The sequence below is a fragment of the Pseudomonas bharatica CSV86 genome, from assembly GCF_000319305.2.
GTDB lineage: Bacteria > Pseudomonadota > Gammaproteobacteria > Pseudomonadales > Pseudomonadaceae > Aquipseudomonas > Aquipseudomonas bharatica.
The window spans coordinates 1-13,958 of the sequence record NZ_AMWJ02000008.1 but is presented as its reverse complement, the minus strand read 5'-3'; the positions used below and the strand labels follow the sequence as shown (position 1 = coordinate 13,958).

Annotated in this window: 8 protein-coding genes and 12 pseudogenes; 12 read left to right on the top strand and 8 right to left on the bottom strand. The window is 65.5% G+C overall.

Features of this window, described 5'->3' with window-relative positions; translation table 11 throughout:
• From CSV86_RS31165 to CSV86_RS31155, 5 genes and pseudogenes are all read right to left on the bottom strand, one after another.
• Nucleotides 1-269 (bottom strand): annotated as a pseudogene (locus CSV86_RS31165) (3-isopropylmalate dehydratase small subunit); the annotation flags it as partial.
• 45 nt (nucleotides 270-314) lie between these two features.
• A pseudogene (locus CSV86_RS33750) lies at nucleotides 315-904 on the bottom strand (aconitase family protein).
• Nucleotides 852-1,124 carry an aconitase family protein gene (locus CSV86_RS33745; protein ID WP_376699792.1) on the bottom strand — a complete coding sequence of 91 codons (273 nt, stop codon included), beginning with the start codon at nucleotides 1,122-1,124 and terminating at the stop codon, nucleotides 852-854. The pseudogene CSV86_RS33750 and the gene CSV86_RS33745 overlap by 53 nt, the downstream one beginning before the upstream one ends.
• A gap of 46 nt (nucleotides 1,125-1,170) precedes the next feature.
• A complete protein-coding gene (locus CSV86_RS33740) occupies nucleotides 1,171-1,608 on the bottom strand; it encodes an aconitase family protein (RefSeq protein WP_376699791.1) in 438 nt (145 codons plus the stop codon).
• Between the two features lie 64 nt (nucleotides 1,609-1,672).
• Nucleotides 1,673-2,529 (bottom strand): annotated as a pseudogene (locus CSV86_RS31155) (alpha/beta fold hydrolase).
• A 337-nt stretch (nucleotides 2,530-2,866) separates the two neighbouring features.
• Between CSV86_RS31155 and CSV86_RS31150 the strand changes: the two are divergent.
• The 5 genes and pseudogenes from CSV86_RS31150 (at nucleotide 2,867) to CSV86_RS31130 (ending at nucleotide 6,014) form a co-directional block, all read left to right on the top strand.
• The gene (locus CSV86_RS31150) at nucleotides 2,867-3,712 is read left to right on the top strand and encodes a 3-oxoacid CoA-transferase subunit A (RefSeq protein ID WP_240160694.1); all 846 of its coding nucleotides are present in this window, start codon (nucleotides 2,867-2,869) and stop codon (nucleotides 3,710-3,712) included.
• Nucleotides 3,600-4,206 (top strand): annotated as a pseudogene (locus tag CSV86_RS31145) (3-oxoacid CoA-transferase subunit B). Before CSV86_RS31150 ends, CSV86_RS31145 begins: the two are co-directional and overlap by 113 nt.
• A 606-nt stretch (nucleotides 4,207-4,812) precedes the next feature.
• Nucleotides 4,813-5,115 (top strand): DUF3077 domain-containing protein, encoded by a 303-nt coding sequence (locus CSV86_RS31140; protein WP_170395355.1) that lies wholly within the window; start codon nucleotides 4,813-4,815, stop codon nucleotides 5,113-5,115.
• A 189-nt stretch (nucleotides 5,116-5,304) separates the two neighbouring features.
• Nucleotides 5,305-5,625, top strand: coding sequence for a hypothetical protein (locus tag CSV86_RS31135; protein ID WP_170395352.1), 321 nt, complete (start codon nucleotides 5,305-5,307; stop codon nucleotides 5,623-5,625).
• On the top strand, nucleotides 5,619-6,014 hold the full coding sequence (locus CSV86_RS31130) for a hypothetical protein (RefSeq protein WP_170395349.1): 396 nt from the start codon (nucleotides 5,619-5,621) through the stop codon (nucleotides 6,012-6,014). Before CSV86_RS31135 ends, CSV86_RS31130 begins: the two co-directional genes overlap by 7 nt.
• Nucleotides 6,015-6,253: 239 nt before the next feature.
• On the opposite strand, the gene CSV86_RS31125 is transcribed toward CSV86_RS31130, so the two are convergent.
• Nucleotides 6,254-6,436, bottom strand: coding sequence for a DUF1289 domain-containing protein (locus tag CSV86_RS31125; RefSeq protein WP_009401950.1), 183 nt, complete (start codon nucleotides 6,434-6,436; stop codon nucleotides 6,254-6,256).
• A 115-nt stretch (nucleotides 6,437-6,551) separates the two neighbouring features.
• Between CSV86_RS31125 and mdcA the strand changes: the two are divergent.
• From mdcA to mdcH, 7 pseudogenes are all read left to right on the top strand, one after another.
• A pseudogene (mdcA, locus tag CSV86_RS31120) lies at nucleotides 6,552-8,209 on the top strand (malonate decarboxylase subunit alpha).
• Nucleotides 8,210-9,062, top strand: a pseudogene (locus CSV86_RS31115) (triphosphoribosyl-dephospho-CoA synthase). It begins immediately after the preceding pseudogene.
• Between the two features lie 2 nt (nucleotides 9,063-9,064).
• Nucleotides 9,065-9,363, top strand: a pseudogene (locus tag CSV86_RS31110) (malonate decarboxylase subunit delta).
• A pseudogene (locus CSV86_RS31105) lies at nucleotides 9,356-10,208 on the top strand (biotin-independent malonate decarboxylase subunit beta). Before CSV86_RS31110 ends, CSV86_RS31105 begins: the two co-directional pseudogenes overlap by 8 nt.
• A pseudogene (mdcE, locus tag CSV86_RS31100) lies at nucleotides 10,205-10,974 on the top strand (biotin-independent malonate decarboxylase subunit gamma); the annotation flags it as partial. The pseudogenes CSV86_RS31105 and mdcE, both read left to right, overlap by 4 nt.
• Nucleotides 10,975-11,025: 51 nt before the next feature.
• Nucleotides 11,026-11,598 (top strand): annotated as a pseudogene (locus tag CSV86_RS33735) (malonate decarboxylase holo-ACP synthase).
• Nucleotides 11,595-12,517 (top strand): annotated as a pseudogene (mdcH, locus tag CSV86_RS31090) (malonate decarboxylase subunit epsilon). The pseudogenes CSV86_RS33735 and mdcH overlap by 4 nt, the downstream one beginning before the upstream one ends.
• Before the next feature lie 19 nt (nucleotides 12,518-12,536).
• Here mdcH and CSV86_RS32580 read toward each other — a convergent pair.
• Both CSV86_RS32580 and CSV86_RS32575 read right to left on the bottom strand, forming a co-directional pair.
• Nucleotides 12,537-13,453 (bottom strand): annotated as a pseudogene (locus CSV86_RS32580) (LysR substrate-binding domain-containing protein).
• A gap of 179 nt (nucleotides 13,454-13,632) precedes the next feature.
• Nucleotides 13,633-13,803 (bottom strand): hypothetical protein, encoded by a 171-nt coding sequence (locus CSV86_RS32575; RefSeq protein ID WP_240160693.1) that lies wholly within the window; start codon nucleotides 13,801-13,803, stop codon nucleotides 13,633-13,635.
• Nucleotides 13,804-13,958: the final 155 nt, after the last annotated feature.

Sequence of the window (13,958 nt, the reverse complement as noted above, 5' to 3'; positions counted from 1 at the left end):
AGCCCCCACACCGCATGCTCGCGGCTCGAGCCACAACCGAAGTTGGGCCGACCACGAGGAAGGCCGCCCCTTGCCAGGGTGCCTGGTTCAGCACGAACGCCGGATCGGGCGAGCCATCCGCAAGAAAGCGCAGGTCGAAGAACACCCCGCGATCCAGCCCGGCACGGTCGATACCCTTGAGGAACTGCTTGGGCATTGATCACGTCGGTATCGACATTGGCCGCCAGCAATGGCGCGGCCACGCCTTGTACATGAACGAACGGTTGCATCTCACACCTCCCCTTGCAGCGAACGCACATCGACAAGATGGCCGCTTACCGCTGCCGCGGCGACCATCGCCGGCTCATCAGATGGGTACGCGCGCCAGCCCCCTGGCGGCCTTCGAAATTGCGGTTGGTACTGGACGCACAGCGGTCACCGGGACTGAGCACGTCGTCGTTCATCGCCAGGCACATGGAACACCCCGACTGCCGCCATTCGAAGCCGGCTTCGCGAAAGAGCTGCGCCAGCCCCTCGGCTTCGGCCTGGTCGCGCACCTGGGTGGAGCCCGGGACAATCATCGCCCGCACCCCTTCGGCGACCTTGCGTCCCCGAACCACGCGGGCGGCATCGCGCAAGTCTTCGATGCGGGCATTGGTGCAGGAACCGATGAAGGCATGGCTGATGGGGATGCCACTGAGCGCCATGCCGGGTTGCAGCCCATGTAGCGCAGGGCACGTTGCAGGTCCTGGCGCAGGATCAGGTCCGGCTCGGCCTGTGGATCGGGCACGCAGGCGCCGATGGGCGGCGGCCTGGTCGGGGCTGGTGCCCAGGTGACCATGGGCTCCAGTGCGCCGACCTGCAGCGTGACCTCACGATCGAACTGCGCGCCCGGGTCGCTGGACAGCTCGCGCCAGCGCGCCACGGCTTGCTCCCACACGGCGCCACGGGGCGCCCGCGGCTGTCCTTGAGGTAGTCGAAGACCTTGTCGTCCGGGGCCATGAAGGCACCCGGCACCAGCTTTCCACCGCCATGTTGCACAGGGTCATGCGCCCTTCGACGCTGAGGGCGTCGATGGTCGGGCCGGCGAATTCGATGGCGTAGCCGGTGGCACCGGAGGCGCCGATGCGGCGGATCAGTTCCATGATGATGTCCTTGGCCACCAGCCCGGGCCCGGCTCGCCCTCGACGGTCACGCGCAGGGTCTTGAGGCGCTTGTACACCAGGGTCTGGTAGCGAGCAGGTGCTCGATCTCAGAGGTGCCGATGCCGAAACCGAATGCGCCGAGGGCACCGTAGGGTGTGGTGTGGCTGTCGCCCGCCGCCACCACCATGCCCGCAGGATGAAGCCTTGTTCCGGCGCTACCACGTGCTCGATGCCCTGGCGCTTGTCGAGCACGCCGAACAGCTCGATGCGAAGTCGCGGCAGTTTTCCTCGAAGTAGCTGACCTGGCGCGCACCGCCCGGGTCCGCCATTTCGGCACCCCGTTCGGGTGTGGTGGATTGACGTGGTCCACCACGCACAGGGTCGCCGCCGGCCGCCAGACCGTGCGCCCCGCCTCGCGCAAACCGCTGAAGGCCTGGGGCTGGTGTACTCGTTGGCGACCTGCGGTCGATGTACAGCAGCACATGGCCCTGGTCGTCCAGCTCGCACACGGTATGGGCGTCGATGTGTTTCCGGTACAGCGTTCTGGGCTAGTCATGGTCATGTCCATCACGGAGGAACGGCAGCGCGTGTTCCAGCAGGGCTTCCGGGGCTTCTTCGGCGATGTAATGGCCACACGGCAGTTCGCCGCCGCGCACGTCCGTGGCGATGGCGCGCCACTCCAGCAGCGGCGAGAAACACTTGCCGATCACGCCATCACGGCCCCACATCACCAGCAATGGAGCTGGAGCTTGTTGCCGGCATCGATGTCGGCCTGGTCGTGTTCCAGGTCGATGCCGGCGGCGGCGCGGTAGTCCTCGCATACCCCGCGGGCGGCGCCGGCAGGGACAGGCAGCGCAGGTATTCGGCGAAGGCCTCGTCGGTGAAGGGTGCAAGGCCGGCGCTGCGCCCGCCCATGACGCTGCGCAGATAGCCTCGGGGTCGGCTTCGATCAGGGTTTCCGGCAGCGGCGCCGGGCGGATCAGGAAGAACCAGTGCCAGTAGGCACGGGCGAAGGCTTCGTTGGTCTGCCGGTACATGGCCAGGGTCGGGCGATATCCAGCAGCACCAGGCGGCTCAGGCGCTGCGGATGGTCCAGGCCAGGCGGTGAGCGACGCGGGCACCACGGTCGTGGGCCATCAGGGCGAAGGTGTCGAAGCCCAGTTCGCGCATCAGGCCGACCATGTCGTTGGCCATGGTGCGCTTGGAATAGCACTCGTGGGCGGGGTCGGCCTCGGCTTGGCGGAGTCGCCGTAGCCGCGCAGGTCGGCGGCGATCACGGTGAAATGCTCGGCCAGGAAGCGGCGACCTTGTGCCAGATCACATGGGTCTGCGGATGCCCGTGCAGCAGGAGCAGCGCCGGGCCCGCGCCGCCCTTGCGGTAGGCAATCTCGACACCGTCGATGATGCAGGTGGATTTATGGAAGTCAGGGACATCGGCGGTACTCCATTTCTTGTTCTTTCAGGCTGGTGTCGAGGATAGCTGCGGCAGGAACGGGTTCAACGGGTGAAATGGAGAGGTATGGAACACGGATCGTGAATTTGAACATATAGACGGCACTGCGCGCAGATCGCACAACAGTTCGATAATCGCACCAATTCCGCCAAACCCCCTCTACTTGTCGCCCTCTCTGCGGCACGCTATGGACAAGTCAGCCAACGACTCCAGGCGCTGACTGGCCCAGGCCTTGTGGCGCGTCGGCCAGTCCGGCAATCAATACTCCAGGAATGACCAGGAGCCCGCTTTGATCAATAAAACGTATGAGTCCATCGCCAGCGCGGTGGAGGGGATCACCGACGGTTCGACCATCATGGTCGGTGGTTTTGGTACTGCCGGCATGCCGTCCGAGCTTATCGACGGGCTGATCGCCACTGGCGCCCGCGACCTGACCATCATCAGCAACAACGCCGGCAACGGCGAGATCGGCCTGGCCGCGCTGCTCATGGCTGGCAGCGTGCGCAAGGTGATCTGCTCGTTCCCGCGCCAGTCCGACTCCTACGTGTTCGACGAACTGTACCGCGCCGCAAGATCGAACTGGAAGTGTCCCGCAGGGCAACCTGGCCGAGCGCATCCGCGCTGCCGGTTCGGGCATCGGTGCGTTCTTCTCGCCGACCGGCTACGGCACCCTGTTGGCGAAGGCAAGGAAACCCGTGAGATCGATGGGCGCCAGTATGTCCTGGAAATGCCGCTGCATGCCGACTTCGCGCTGATCAAGGCGCACAAGGGCGACCGCTGGGGCAACCTGACCTACCGCAAAGCCGCGCGCAATTTCGGCCCGATCATGGCGATGGCCGCCAAGACCGCCATCGCCCAGGTCGACCAGATCGTCGAACTCGGCGAACTGGACCCGGAGCACATCATCACTCCCGGTATCTTCGTCCAGCGCGTGGTCGCCGTTTCCGGCGCTGCGCTTCTTCGATCGCCAAAGCTGTCTGAGGCCTGCCATGACCATCACCAGAAAACTCTCCCGCACCGAGATGGCCCAGCGCGTGGCCGCCGACATCCAGGAAGGCGCGTACGTCAACCTCGGTATCGGCGCACCGACCCTGGTGGCCAACTACCTGGGCGACAAGGAAGTGTTCCTGCATAGCGAAAACGGCTTGCTGGGCATGGGCCCGAGCCGGCCCCGGGCGAGGAAGACGACGACCTGATCAACGCCGGCAAGCAGCACGTGACCCTGCTTACCGGGGGTGCCTTCTTCCACCACGCCGACTCGTTCTCGATGATGCGCGGCGGCCACCTGGACATCGCTGTGCTGGGTGCCTTCCAGGTATCGGTCAAGGGCGACCTGGCCAACTGGCACACCGGTGCCGAAGGCTCGATTCCCGCCGTGGCGGCGCGATGGACCTGGCCACCGGCGCGCGTCAGGTGTTCGTGATGATGGACCACCTGACCAAAACCGGCGAAAGCAAGATCGTCCCCGAATGTACCTACCCGCTGACCGGTATCGCCTGCGTCAGCCGCATCTATACCGACCTGGCGGTGCTGGAAGTCACGGCCGAGGGCCTGAAAGTCATCGAGATCTGCGCCGATATCGACTTCGACGAGCTGCAGAAGCTCAGCGGTGTACCACTGATCAAGTGATTCGCTACGCCTGTGGCCGTCGTCCTCGATATCTTCCTCCGCCTCCGCGGCGTCGGTTGCATCGGCATCGTTCAGGGGCGGCGAGAACGGCTTCTCGGGGTCGTTGATGAAGGGCACGCCGCTTGGGCCGTGCTCTTCCAGTCCTTCGGTCTTGGGCTGCATGGGAAATCCTCCGGTGATGAGCGTTGGAGGCGGGCCGGGAGGTGTCGTTCAAAAATTCGGGGGCGATGCAGGCGCCACAAGGCGCTTGATCGTTCACCGATGGCCGAAAAACCCTACAAGCTTCGGACCGGTTCCGACTTTCATGTAGGCAATTTCCCAAGCATACTTTTCCGCCTTCTCAGTCGTTGCGCTCCTGGGCATTTGCTGCCTACGCTTCGCCGGTCGCTGCGATCCAGCGACACAGACTTCGCGGTCTGTTGGCGAAAGGTGCTTCGATAGCGCCATCCAGATAGCAGGCGCTTTTTTGCGCCTGCCGTTTGTGCAATGGCGGCTGTGCGTGGGAGACCCTCGGGTCTGCCGGGTTCCTTTGCCTCGGTCCGCGTCCACGTACAGCTGCCACCCTTCGTTTCGCGGCGAGGGCTGGCAGTTTGGCCGCAGAAGGAGATGCACCATGAAAAACTCGTACCCGATCCCCCTCGCCTCACTACCGTCCATACCCAGTTCAGCGCCTGCAACAACAGCCACAAACCACTGTTCGCGGTCTGTGATGGCGTCGATATCGAAGATGCGCTGGTGCATCTGTCCATGACCCTGAAATCGGCAGCCGAAACCAACACTCAGGTTTGCGAACAGACCGAACGGTCGCTGGGCGGGCTGGCCTGGGCAACCTATCACTCATTGGAGATTTCACAGGCGTTGGTGGAGTCGTTATTGAGCGGGTTGGCACAGCAGGGAGCAAGTGGCTGACAGCCGATGCGAGGGCCGCGTATGCGGCCCTTCAAACAGGAGCGAAAAAAATAATCCGTCCTCCCTTTTCCTTGTATCCCTTTTTTCACTTTTCCCGCGCCCTGGCAAAAACGATCAGTTTCTCCCTGCCGTCGACTTCTATAATTCGAAATGGCCGTCAACGAAATGGATATCACCGCAGGAGACACCATGAAACTGGCATATATGACCGCCTTCGTCATCTCGTCACTGAGCCCGGCAGCTTACGCATTTGACTCCAACGAAGTACCGCGTGAAACATCGTTACAACGGGCCATTATCGAGCCCGCGATGGTGCAGCAGGCCATCGAACTGGAGAACCGAATCTCCGCACAGGCTGATACCGCCGCGCCCAGCGGCGAGTCGCCAGTGGTCGTTCTCAAGGGCAGCAGCAAGGTCATCATCACCGCTCCCCACGCCACGGAACCTTTCGGGAGGGCAAGTATCGGTTCTCCGATGGCGCCGGCACTGCAGCGTTGGCGCAAATGCTGAATCGAACTACCTGTGCGACGGTGATATATACGCAGTACCGCACGCCATCCGATCCCAACTATTACGATGACAACGAGTTTAAAAACCAACTGGCAGAACTGATCGGCAGCCAACGTCCAGCACTCGTATTGGATATCCACGGAAGCAGTGATTTCAGGCCCTACGATGTCGATATCGGCACCATGAATGGCAAATCGTTATTGGGCAATCAGGCCCTTCTGGTTGATCTTGTTGAACATCTGCGCCAGGAAGGAATGACCAACCTCTCGAATAATTACTTCGCTGCCGAAAGAACCAGACAATTACCCGCTTTGCCTCAAGCAAGCAGGTGCCGACCCTGCAGGTGGAAATCAGCAGCACCCTGCTGCGCCCTTCCGAAGGTGGAGTGATGGCCCACCGTTTCGCTCAGCTGTTGCAGGGACTCACACGATACGTTCGAGGTGTAACCAACAACCCGACAGGTCAATGTGGGCCTACTGCATAAGCGAGCTTGCGCGCGATTGCGGTAGTGACTTCACCGCCGCTATCGCTGGCAAGCCAGCTCCCACAGGTTCCGCACTACAGCCAGATCGTCGGCGGCAAGCTGCTGTCGCTGCTGGCCCGGGTTGCGGCGCATATATCCCGGGCTCTACTTTTTCTTCTTCGCGAGGCCCTTCATCCGTAGCGCCGCCTTCTGCACCGTGGCCATCTTCTCCGGCCTTTTCATCCCGCGCCATTTGCGGATTTCTTCCCTGGTCCGCCCGCAACTGACGCACATCTCACTGTTCAGCTGACAGAGCGATACACAAGGGTTTTCAACATCTTTTGCCATGTTCCAGCCTGAGCGATCGTTAATTTAAGCGTAATGATCCGCGAACCATCTTGATTGATGCCTTTCCCCCCCCTCGTATGTTGACCTCCACGAAAGCGACCCGTGGAGTCACCCAATGACAACAAGACCCTCCCCCCCACCGCAGTGGTCGCGCCGGCGCACCGAGAAGCAGCGGCGGCTTGATCTGCTGCGCCACCTCGCAGATGGCGCGGTGATACCCGGTGAACGAATCGTCGAAGCCCTGGAGCTGTTGATCGCCCCGGTGATCGGGTGGTGCTCGAAGGCAACAACCAGAAACAGGCCGACTTCCTCTCTCGCTCGCTGGCCAAGGCCGACCCCGGCAAGCTGCACGATCTGCACATGATCATGCCCAGCGTCAGCCGCGCCGAGCATCTGGACCTGTTCGAACAGGGCATCGCCCGCAAGCTCGATTTCTCCTTCGCCGGCCCGCAAGCCTGCGCATCGGCCAGTTGCTCGAAGACGGTCGCCTGGAAGTCGGCGCCATCCACACCTACATCGAGCTGTACTCGCGCCTGCTGGTGGACCTGATCCCCAACGTGGCCCTGGTGGCCGGCTTCATGGCCGACCGCGAGGGCAACATCTATACCGGCCCGAGCACCGAGGATACCCCGGCCCTGGTCGAACCGACTGCCTTCAGCGACGGCATCGTGATCGTCCAGGTCAACCAGTTGGTCGACGATGTCCGCGACCTGCCCCGGGTCGATATCCCGGCGTCCTGGATCGATTTCGTGGTGGTCGCCGACAGGCCGTTCTACATCGAGCCGCTGTTCACCCGCGACCCACGCCATATCAAGCCGGTCCATGTGCTGATGGCGATGATGGCGATACGTGGATCTACGAGAAGCACAACGTGCAGTCGCTCAACCACGGCATCGGTTTCAACACCGCCGCGATCGAGCTGATCCTGCCGACCTATGGCGAGTCCCTCGGCCTCAAGGGCAGGATCTGCCGCAACTGGACGCTCAACCCGCACCCGACGCTGATTCCGGCGATCGAGTCCGGCTGGGTCGAGAGCGTGCATTGCTTCGGCACCGAGCTGGCATGGAAGACTACATCGCGCAGCGCCCGGACGTGTTCTTCACCGGGCGCGATGGCTCGATGCGCTCCAACCGCATGATGTGCCAACTGGCCGGCCAGTATGCCGTCGACCTGTTCATCGGCGCCACCCTGCAGGTGGATGGCGACGGGCACTCCTCGACCGTCACCCGCGGCCGCCTGGCCGGCTTCGGCGGCGCGCCGAACATGGGCCACGACCCACGCGGCCGGCGCCACGCGACCCCGGCCTGGCTGGACATGACCGAGCCAGTGACCCTGCTGGAACGGGGCCGCAAGCTGGTGGTGCAGATGGTCGAAACCTTCCAGGAAGGCGGCAAGCCCACCTTCGTCGAGACCTTGGATGCCGTGGACGTGGCCAGGAAAGCCGGCATGCCCCTCGCGCCGGTGATGATCTACGGCGACGACGTGACCCACCTGCTCACCGAGGAAGGCATCGCCTACCTGTACAAGGCGCGCAGCCTCGAGGAGCGCCAGGCGATGATCGCCGCAGTCGCCGGCGTCACCGCCATCGGCCTGCGCCACGACCCGAAAAACACCCAGCGCATGCGCCGCGAAGGCCTGATCGCCCTGCCCGAGGACCTCGGCATCCAGCGCACCCAGGCCAGTCGCACCTTGCTCGCGGCCAAGAGCATCGCCGAACTGGTCGAGTGGTCCGGCGGACTGTACAACCCGCCCGCACGTTTCAGGAGCTGGTAAATGAGCGTATCGACACTGATTCACGCCCCGCTTCCGCTCGCCCACTGGCTGGCCGATGCCGCCGTGGACGCCCTGATCGACGAGGCCGACCTGTCGCCCAAACCGGCACTGGTGGACCGCCGCGGCACGGGCGCCCACCACGACCTGCACCTTGGCCTGATGCACGCCTCGGCCCTGGCGCTCTGGCCCTGCTTCAAGGAAATGGCGGAGGCCGCACTGGCCCTGGGCGAAGTCGGCCTGCCGCTGCGCGAAGCGCTCGGGCGCATTGGCCGTGAAGGTGAACGCGCGATGTTGGCGACCACCGGCGGCGTCAACACTCACCGCGGCGCGATCTGGGCCCTGGGCCTGCTGGTCGCCGCCCGTGCGCTCGGCGAGCCAGGCGAAGACGCCAGTGCAGTCGCCGCGCGCGCCGGACGCATCGCCCTGATCGACGACCGCTTCGCGCCAAGGCAGCCGGACAGCCACGGCCTTCAGGTGCAACGTCGCTACGGTGCACGCGGCGCCCGGGAACAAGCGCAATCGGGCTTCCCGGCGGTACTCGGCCATGGCTTGCCGCAACTGCGGGCCAGCCGCAGCCGCGGCGCGGGCGAGCAGAATGCGCGCCTCGACGCCCTGCTGGCGATCATGGCCACCCTCGACGACACCTGCGTGCTCTGGCGCGCCGGGCCGCAGGGCTTGCACGCCATGCAGCAAGGCGCCCGGGCCATCCTCGATGCCGGCGGCAGCGCCAGCCTTGCCGGGCGCCGCCGCCTGCGCGAACTGGACGCCAGCCTGCTGGCCCTCAACGCCTCGCCAGGGGCGCGCCGACTTGCTGGCGGCCTGCCTGTTCCTCGATAACGCCGGGAGCCTCTGAACATGGAAACCCTGTCTTTCACCTTTCCCGCCGGCGAGCCTGGCGCCGGCCGTGCCCTGGTGGGCTGCGTCGGTTCCGGCGATCTTGAAGTGCTGCTCGAACCCGGCGCGCACGGCGTGCTGGCGATCACCGTGGTCACCTCGGTCAACGGCAGCGCGCCACGCTGGGAGCAGCTGTTCCAGCGCCTGTTCACGAGCAGTTGCCGCCGGCCATGAACATCGACATCCACGACTTCGGCGCTACCCCGGGTGTGGTGCGCCTGCGCCTGGAACAAGGCTTCGAGGAGATTGCCCATGACTGACGTCGCCCGCTTGCTCAACAGCCGCAGCTTCGTCGAACTCGGCGCCCGCGAGCGTGCCCGGGCGCTGCTCGATGCCGCAGCATGCGCGAACTGCTCGGGCCGTTCGATCGCCTGATGTCGCCCTGGCTGCCCGGCCAGGGCATCGTGCCCAGGCCGACGATGGCGTGGTCATCGCCAAGGGCACCCTGGACGGCCGGCCGCTGCTGGTGGCCGCCATCGAGGGCGCCTTCCAGGGCGGCAGCATGGGCGAGGTCGGCGGTGCCAAGATCGCCGGCGCCCTTGAACTGGCGGTCGAGGACAACCGCAAGGGCATCCCCACCGCCGCGGTACTGCTGCTGGAAACCGGTGGCGTACGCCTGCAGGAAGCCAACCTGGGCCTGGCGGCCATCGCCGAGATCCAGGCGGCGATCGTCGAGTTGCGTCAGTTCCAGCCGGTCGTCGGCCTGGTCGCCGGCGCCGTCGGTTGCTTTGGCGGCATGTCCATCGCTGCCGGGCTGTGCAGTCACCTGATCGTCACCCGCGAAGCGCGCCTCGGCCTCAATGGCCCTCAGGTGATCGAACAGGAAGCGGGCATCGACGAATACGACTCCCGCGACCGGCCCTTCATCTGGAGCCTCACCGGCGGCGAACAACGGCATGCCTGCGCACTGGCAGACAGCTACATCGCAGACGATGTCGAACAGTTGCGTACGGCGCTGGCCAACGCCCTCGCCGCCGGCGAACCCGCCCTGCCCCGTAGCCGGCGCCATGCCGATTTCCTTGCCCCTGCTGAACAAGCTCGGGGCGGACTGCGAACAGCTGGACGCGCGCCGCGTGCGCGCATCTACCAGGGAGAACTGCAATGAGCCGAGGATACCAGTGGCTGCGCGCATTGGCCGCCGGGCAGGAACTGCCGGGCTTTCCCGCCTCGGTGAAAGTCATCGATGGCGAGCTGGCGAACCGCCCCGCGCGCTATCTGGCGGTGGTACCGGACGCACGCAATCCGTTCCCCCGGGCCCGCCAGGGCGAGGTCGGCCTGCTCGAAGGCTGGGGCCTGGCCAAGGCCATAGACGAAGCCATCGAGGCCGACCTCGGCGCTACCCGCGGGTGCTGGTGGCGGTGGTCGATGTACCGAGCCAGCCTATGGCCGGCGCGAAGAGGCGCTGGGTATCCACCAGGCGCTGGCCGGCGCAGTGGATGCCTATGCCCGCGCCCGGCTCGCCGGTCACCCGGTGATTGCCCTGCTGGTCGGCAAGGCGATGTCGGGGCCTTCCTGGCCCACGGCTACCAGGCCCAGCGCCTGATCGCCCTGGACGACGACGGCGTGATGGTGCATGCCATGGGCAAGGCCGCCGCCGCGCGCATCACCTTGCGCAGCGTCGAGGAACTCGAAGCCCTGGCCGCCAGCGTCCCGCCATGGCCTACGACATCGCCAGCTATGCCTCGCTGGGGCTGTTGTGGGAGCGGGTCAAGGTCGAGCGCATCGAGCAGCCCGGTGCGGCGGATACTGCCAGGGTCAACGAGGTGCTGGCCCGCGCGGTGCTGGACATCGGCACGAGCACCGACCTGCGCGGTCGCCTCGGCGCACCGAACCGGGCGATGTCGTCGCGGGTGCGCGAGCGCTTGCGGGCCAGTGGTAACTCGGATGAACAGCACCTTCGCGCGCACGATCTGCTGTGGGGCATGCCCCCCGCAACTGCCCGAAGATGCCCCGGACTGGGCGCGCCAGGTGCTGGGCGCCGGTTTGCCGGTGGTGGTGCGCCGGGCCAGCGGCGAAGCGGGATCGGTGCCGGTCGGCGTGCGCGGCGACCAGCGCGGGCAGCGCCTGGCGGCCTGGATGGCGACGGCGCGGTGCGCTGCCGGCGCCGCCCGAGGACCTGCGCCTGAACGGCCCGCGGACCTGCCAGCGCTGGTTGCCCTGCACCAGGTAACACCGATCCTGGACGGCACCGGCTCGACTGGGGCCCTACCGGTGGCGTCGCCTACCAGTTGGCGACCGGGCTGACGGTATTGCACGCCGACAGTGATCTCGACCTGCTGCTGCGTACTCCGACACCCATCAGCCGTGGCGAAGCCCGAAGCCTGGGCCAGGCCTTGAAGGCCATGGCCTGCCGCATCGACCTGCAACTGGAAACGCCCAACGGCGCCGTGGCCCTGGCCGAGTGGGCCACGCGACAGTGCGAGGGTGCTGCTCAAGCACCGCGACGGCGCCGCCTGGTCAGCGATCCCTGGCACCTCGCGGAGCAGCCGGCATGAGCAGCCTGTTCGCCTTTCCCGGCCAGGGCGCGCAACGCGCCGGAATGCTCCAAGGCCTGGTGCAGGACGCCTCGGGCCGGGCCTGCCTGGAAGAAGCCGGCGATGTGCTCGGCGAGTCCCTGCTGGGCCTCGACAACCGCGAGGCACTGGCCTCCACTCGCGCCGTGCAACTGTGCCTGCTGGTGGCCGGCGTGGCAGCCGCGCGCGGGCTGCTGCAACGCAATCCGCCACCGGACTACGTTGCCGGGCTGTCCATCGGTGCCTACCCGGCAGCGGTGATCGCCGGCGCCTGGACTACGCCGACGCAGTGCGCCTGGTGGCCCTGCGCGGCGAGTTGATGCAACGCGCCTACCCCGCTGGCTACGGCATGACCGCCTTGATCGGCCTGGACCAGGGCAGCGTCGAACGACTGATCGAGGCGAGCGCGAGCCGCTGTTCCTGGCCAATATCAATGCGAGCAACAGTTCGTGATCGCCGGCGATGACCAGGCCATGCAACGGCTCGCCCAACGAGCCCTGGCCATGGGCGCTCGCGCGGCCAGGCGCCTGGCCATGAGCGTGCCGTCCCATTGCCGTTGCTGGAATCGCCGGCAGGGAATTGGCACAGGCTTTCGCCGCCGGTCCCCTGCGTCGACCCGGTATCAGGTTCCTGAGCAGCAACAGCGCCAGGCCTGTGCCACCGCCGAGGCCCTGCGCGACGACCTGGCCTTCAACATGTGCCGCCGCGTCGACTGGGCGGCGACCGTCCGCACCGCCTGGGAACGGGGCGTGCGCCTGCTGGTGGAGATGCCACCCGGCGCCGTGCTCAGCGGCCTGTCCCGGCCTGTGTTCAACCCGGAACCGTGATCCCCTGCCAGGACGCCCGTGCGGATACCCTGGATGCACTACTGCGCAGGGAGGCAGATACCTCCTTGTCATGATCGCAGGTGCGGTTCTGTGCTAGCCGATGGATCTGCAGCGCTTCCAGATCGAGCGCCGCCCGCGCGGCGCATCGCTGGCAAGCCAGCTCCCACATTTGTTGCAACGCGCCATGGCCTGTGAGATCTCCATTGCCAGCCTTTGGATGTTCGGCGATCCATCGTGGGAATGGCTATTGGGTTCGGCGCGATATCGAGTCATACAAACAGAGCGGTCAACCATGGCCTGGCTGGCATAGGTACGTTGCAACAAATGTGGGAGCTGGCTTGCCAGCGATGCGCCGCGCGGGCGGCGCTCAATCTCAAGGACGCCAGAAAAAGCCAAGCGAGCACCTATAAGCCCTGACGCAACCTCCTGACGAACCTTCTCACCCTCTTCACGCCCCCGGCTGTACATACGGCACTCAGCAACCAGCGCCAGCAGGTTCGGGTCCCGCTCGCGGCTCTTCAGGAACATCACGCCGATATGCTGCTGCAGGCGATAGCGCGGCTGCAGCGGGATCAGCTTGACGCGGTTTTCATAGACCGCCGAGATCCGCCCCGGCAGCAAGGCGTAGCCCACCCCGGAACTGACCATGCTGAGCAAGGTGAAGATGTCGTCACCTGCATGGCCACGTTGGGCTTGAACCCGGCCTGCTCGAACACCCGCACCCCATCGCGGTAGGTCGCGAAGCCCTGGGCCAAGGTAATGAAGGTCGAGGCGGCGAGATCGGCCAGGTCCACCTCGGCTTCCAGGGCAAAGGGCGAGTCGGTGGGCACGGCCAGGAAGATATCGTCGGAGAACAACGGCAACTGCTCGCAGACCGGGTCGCTGGTGCTTTCGTCCAGGGAAACCAGGATGGCGTCCAGTTCGAAGTTTTTCAGGCGATACATCAGGTCGACGTTGGAGCCGAGGATCAGGTCGATATTCAGCTCGCTGCGCCGCAGCTTCAGGCCCATGACCAGTTGCGGCACGGTCTTCACCGTCAGCGAATACAAGGCGCCGAGCTTGAAAGCGCTCGGACGAGAAGCCGGCAGCCTCGCGCGTCAGACGCACCATTTCACCGGCGTCCTGGTCAGCTTTGCGGGCCTTTTCCTCCAGCACATAGGCGCTTTCCAGCGGCGTCAGCTTCGCCCCTTCATGCTTGAACAGCGGGCAGCGCAAAGCGTTCCTCCAGCGAATGGATGGCCCTGTGCACGCTGACACTGCTGGTCTCCAGCTCGCTGGCGCGCGGGCAGGTTGCCGTTGTGGCCATGAACGAGAGAAAGATTTCCAGCTTCTTCAGGGTCAGCTCTTCGTCGATTTGCATACTCGGGTCCAGGCAGGAAGGGGCTGCCCGTGAGCATATAGGAACGCCGCAGCGCATGCCGGCAGAGGTGAGGTGACGACTGCGGCCGCCACCTGCGCAGGGCCTACATCCAGCCCGGCATCACGAACAGCAGCCAGGCCAGCAGCGGCCCGAAG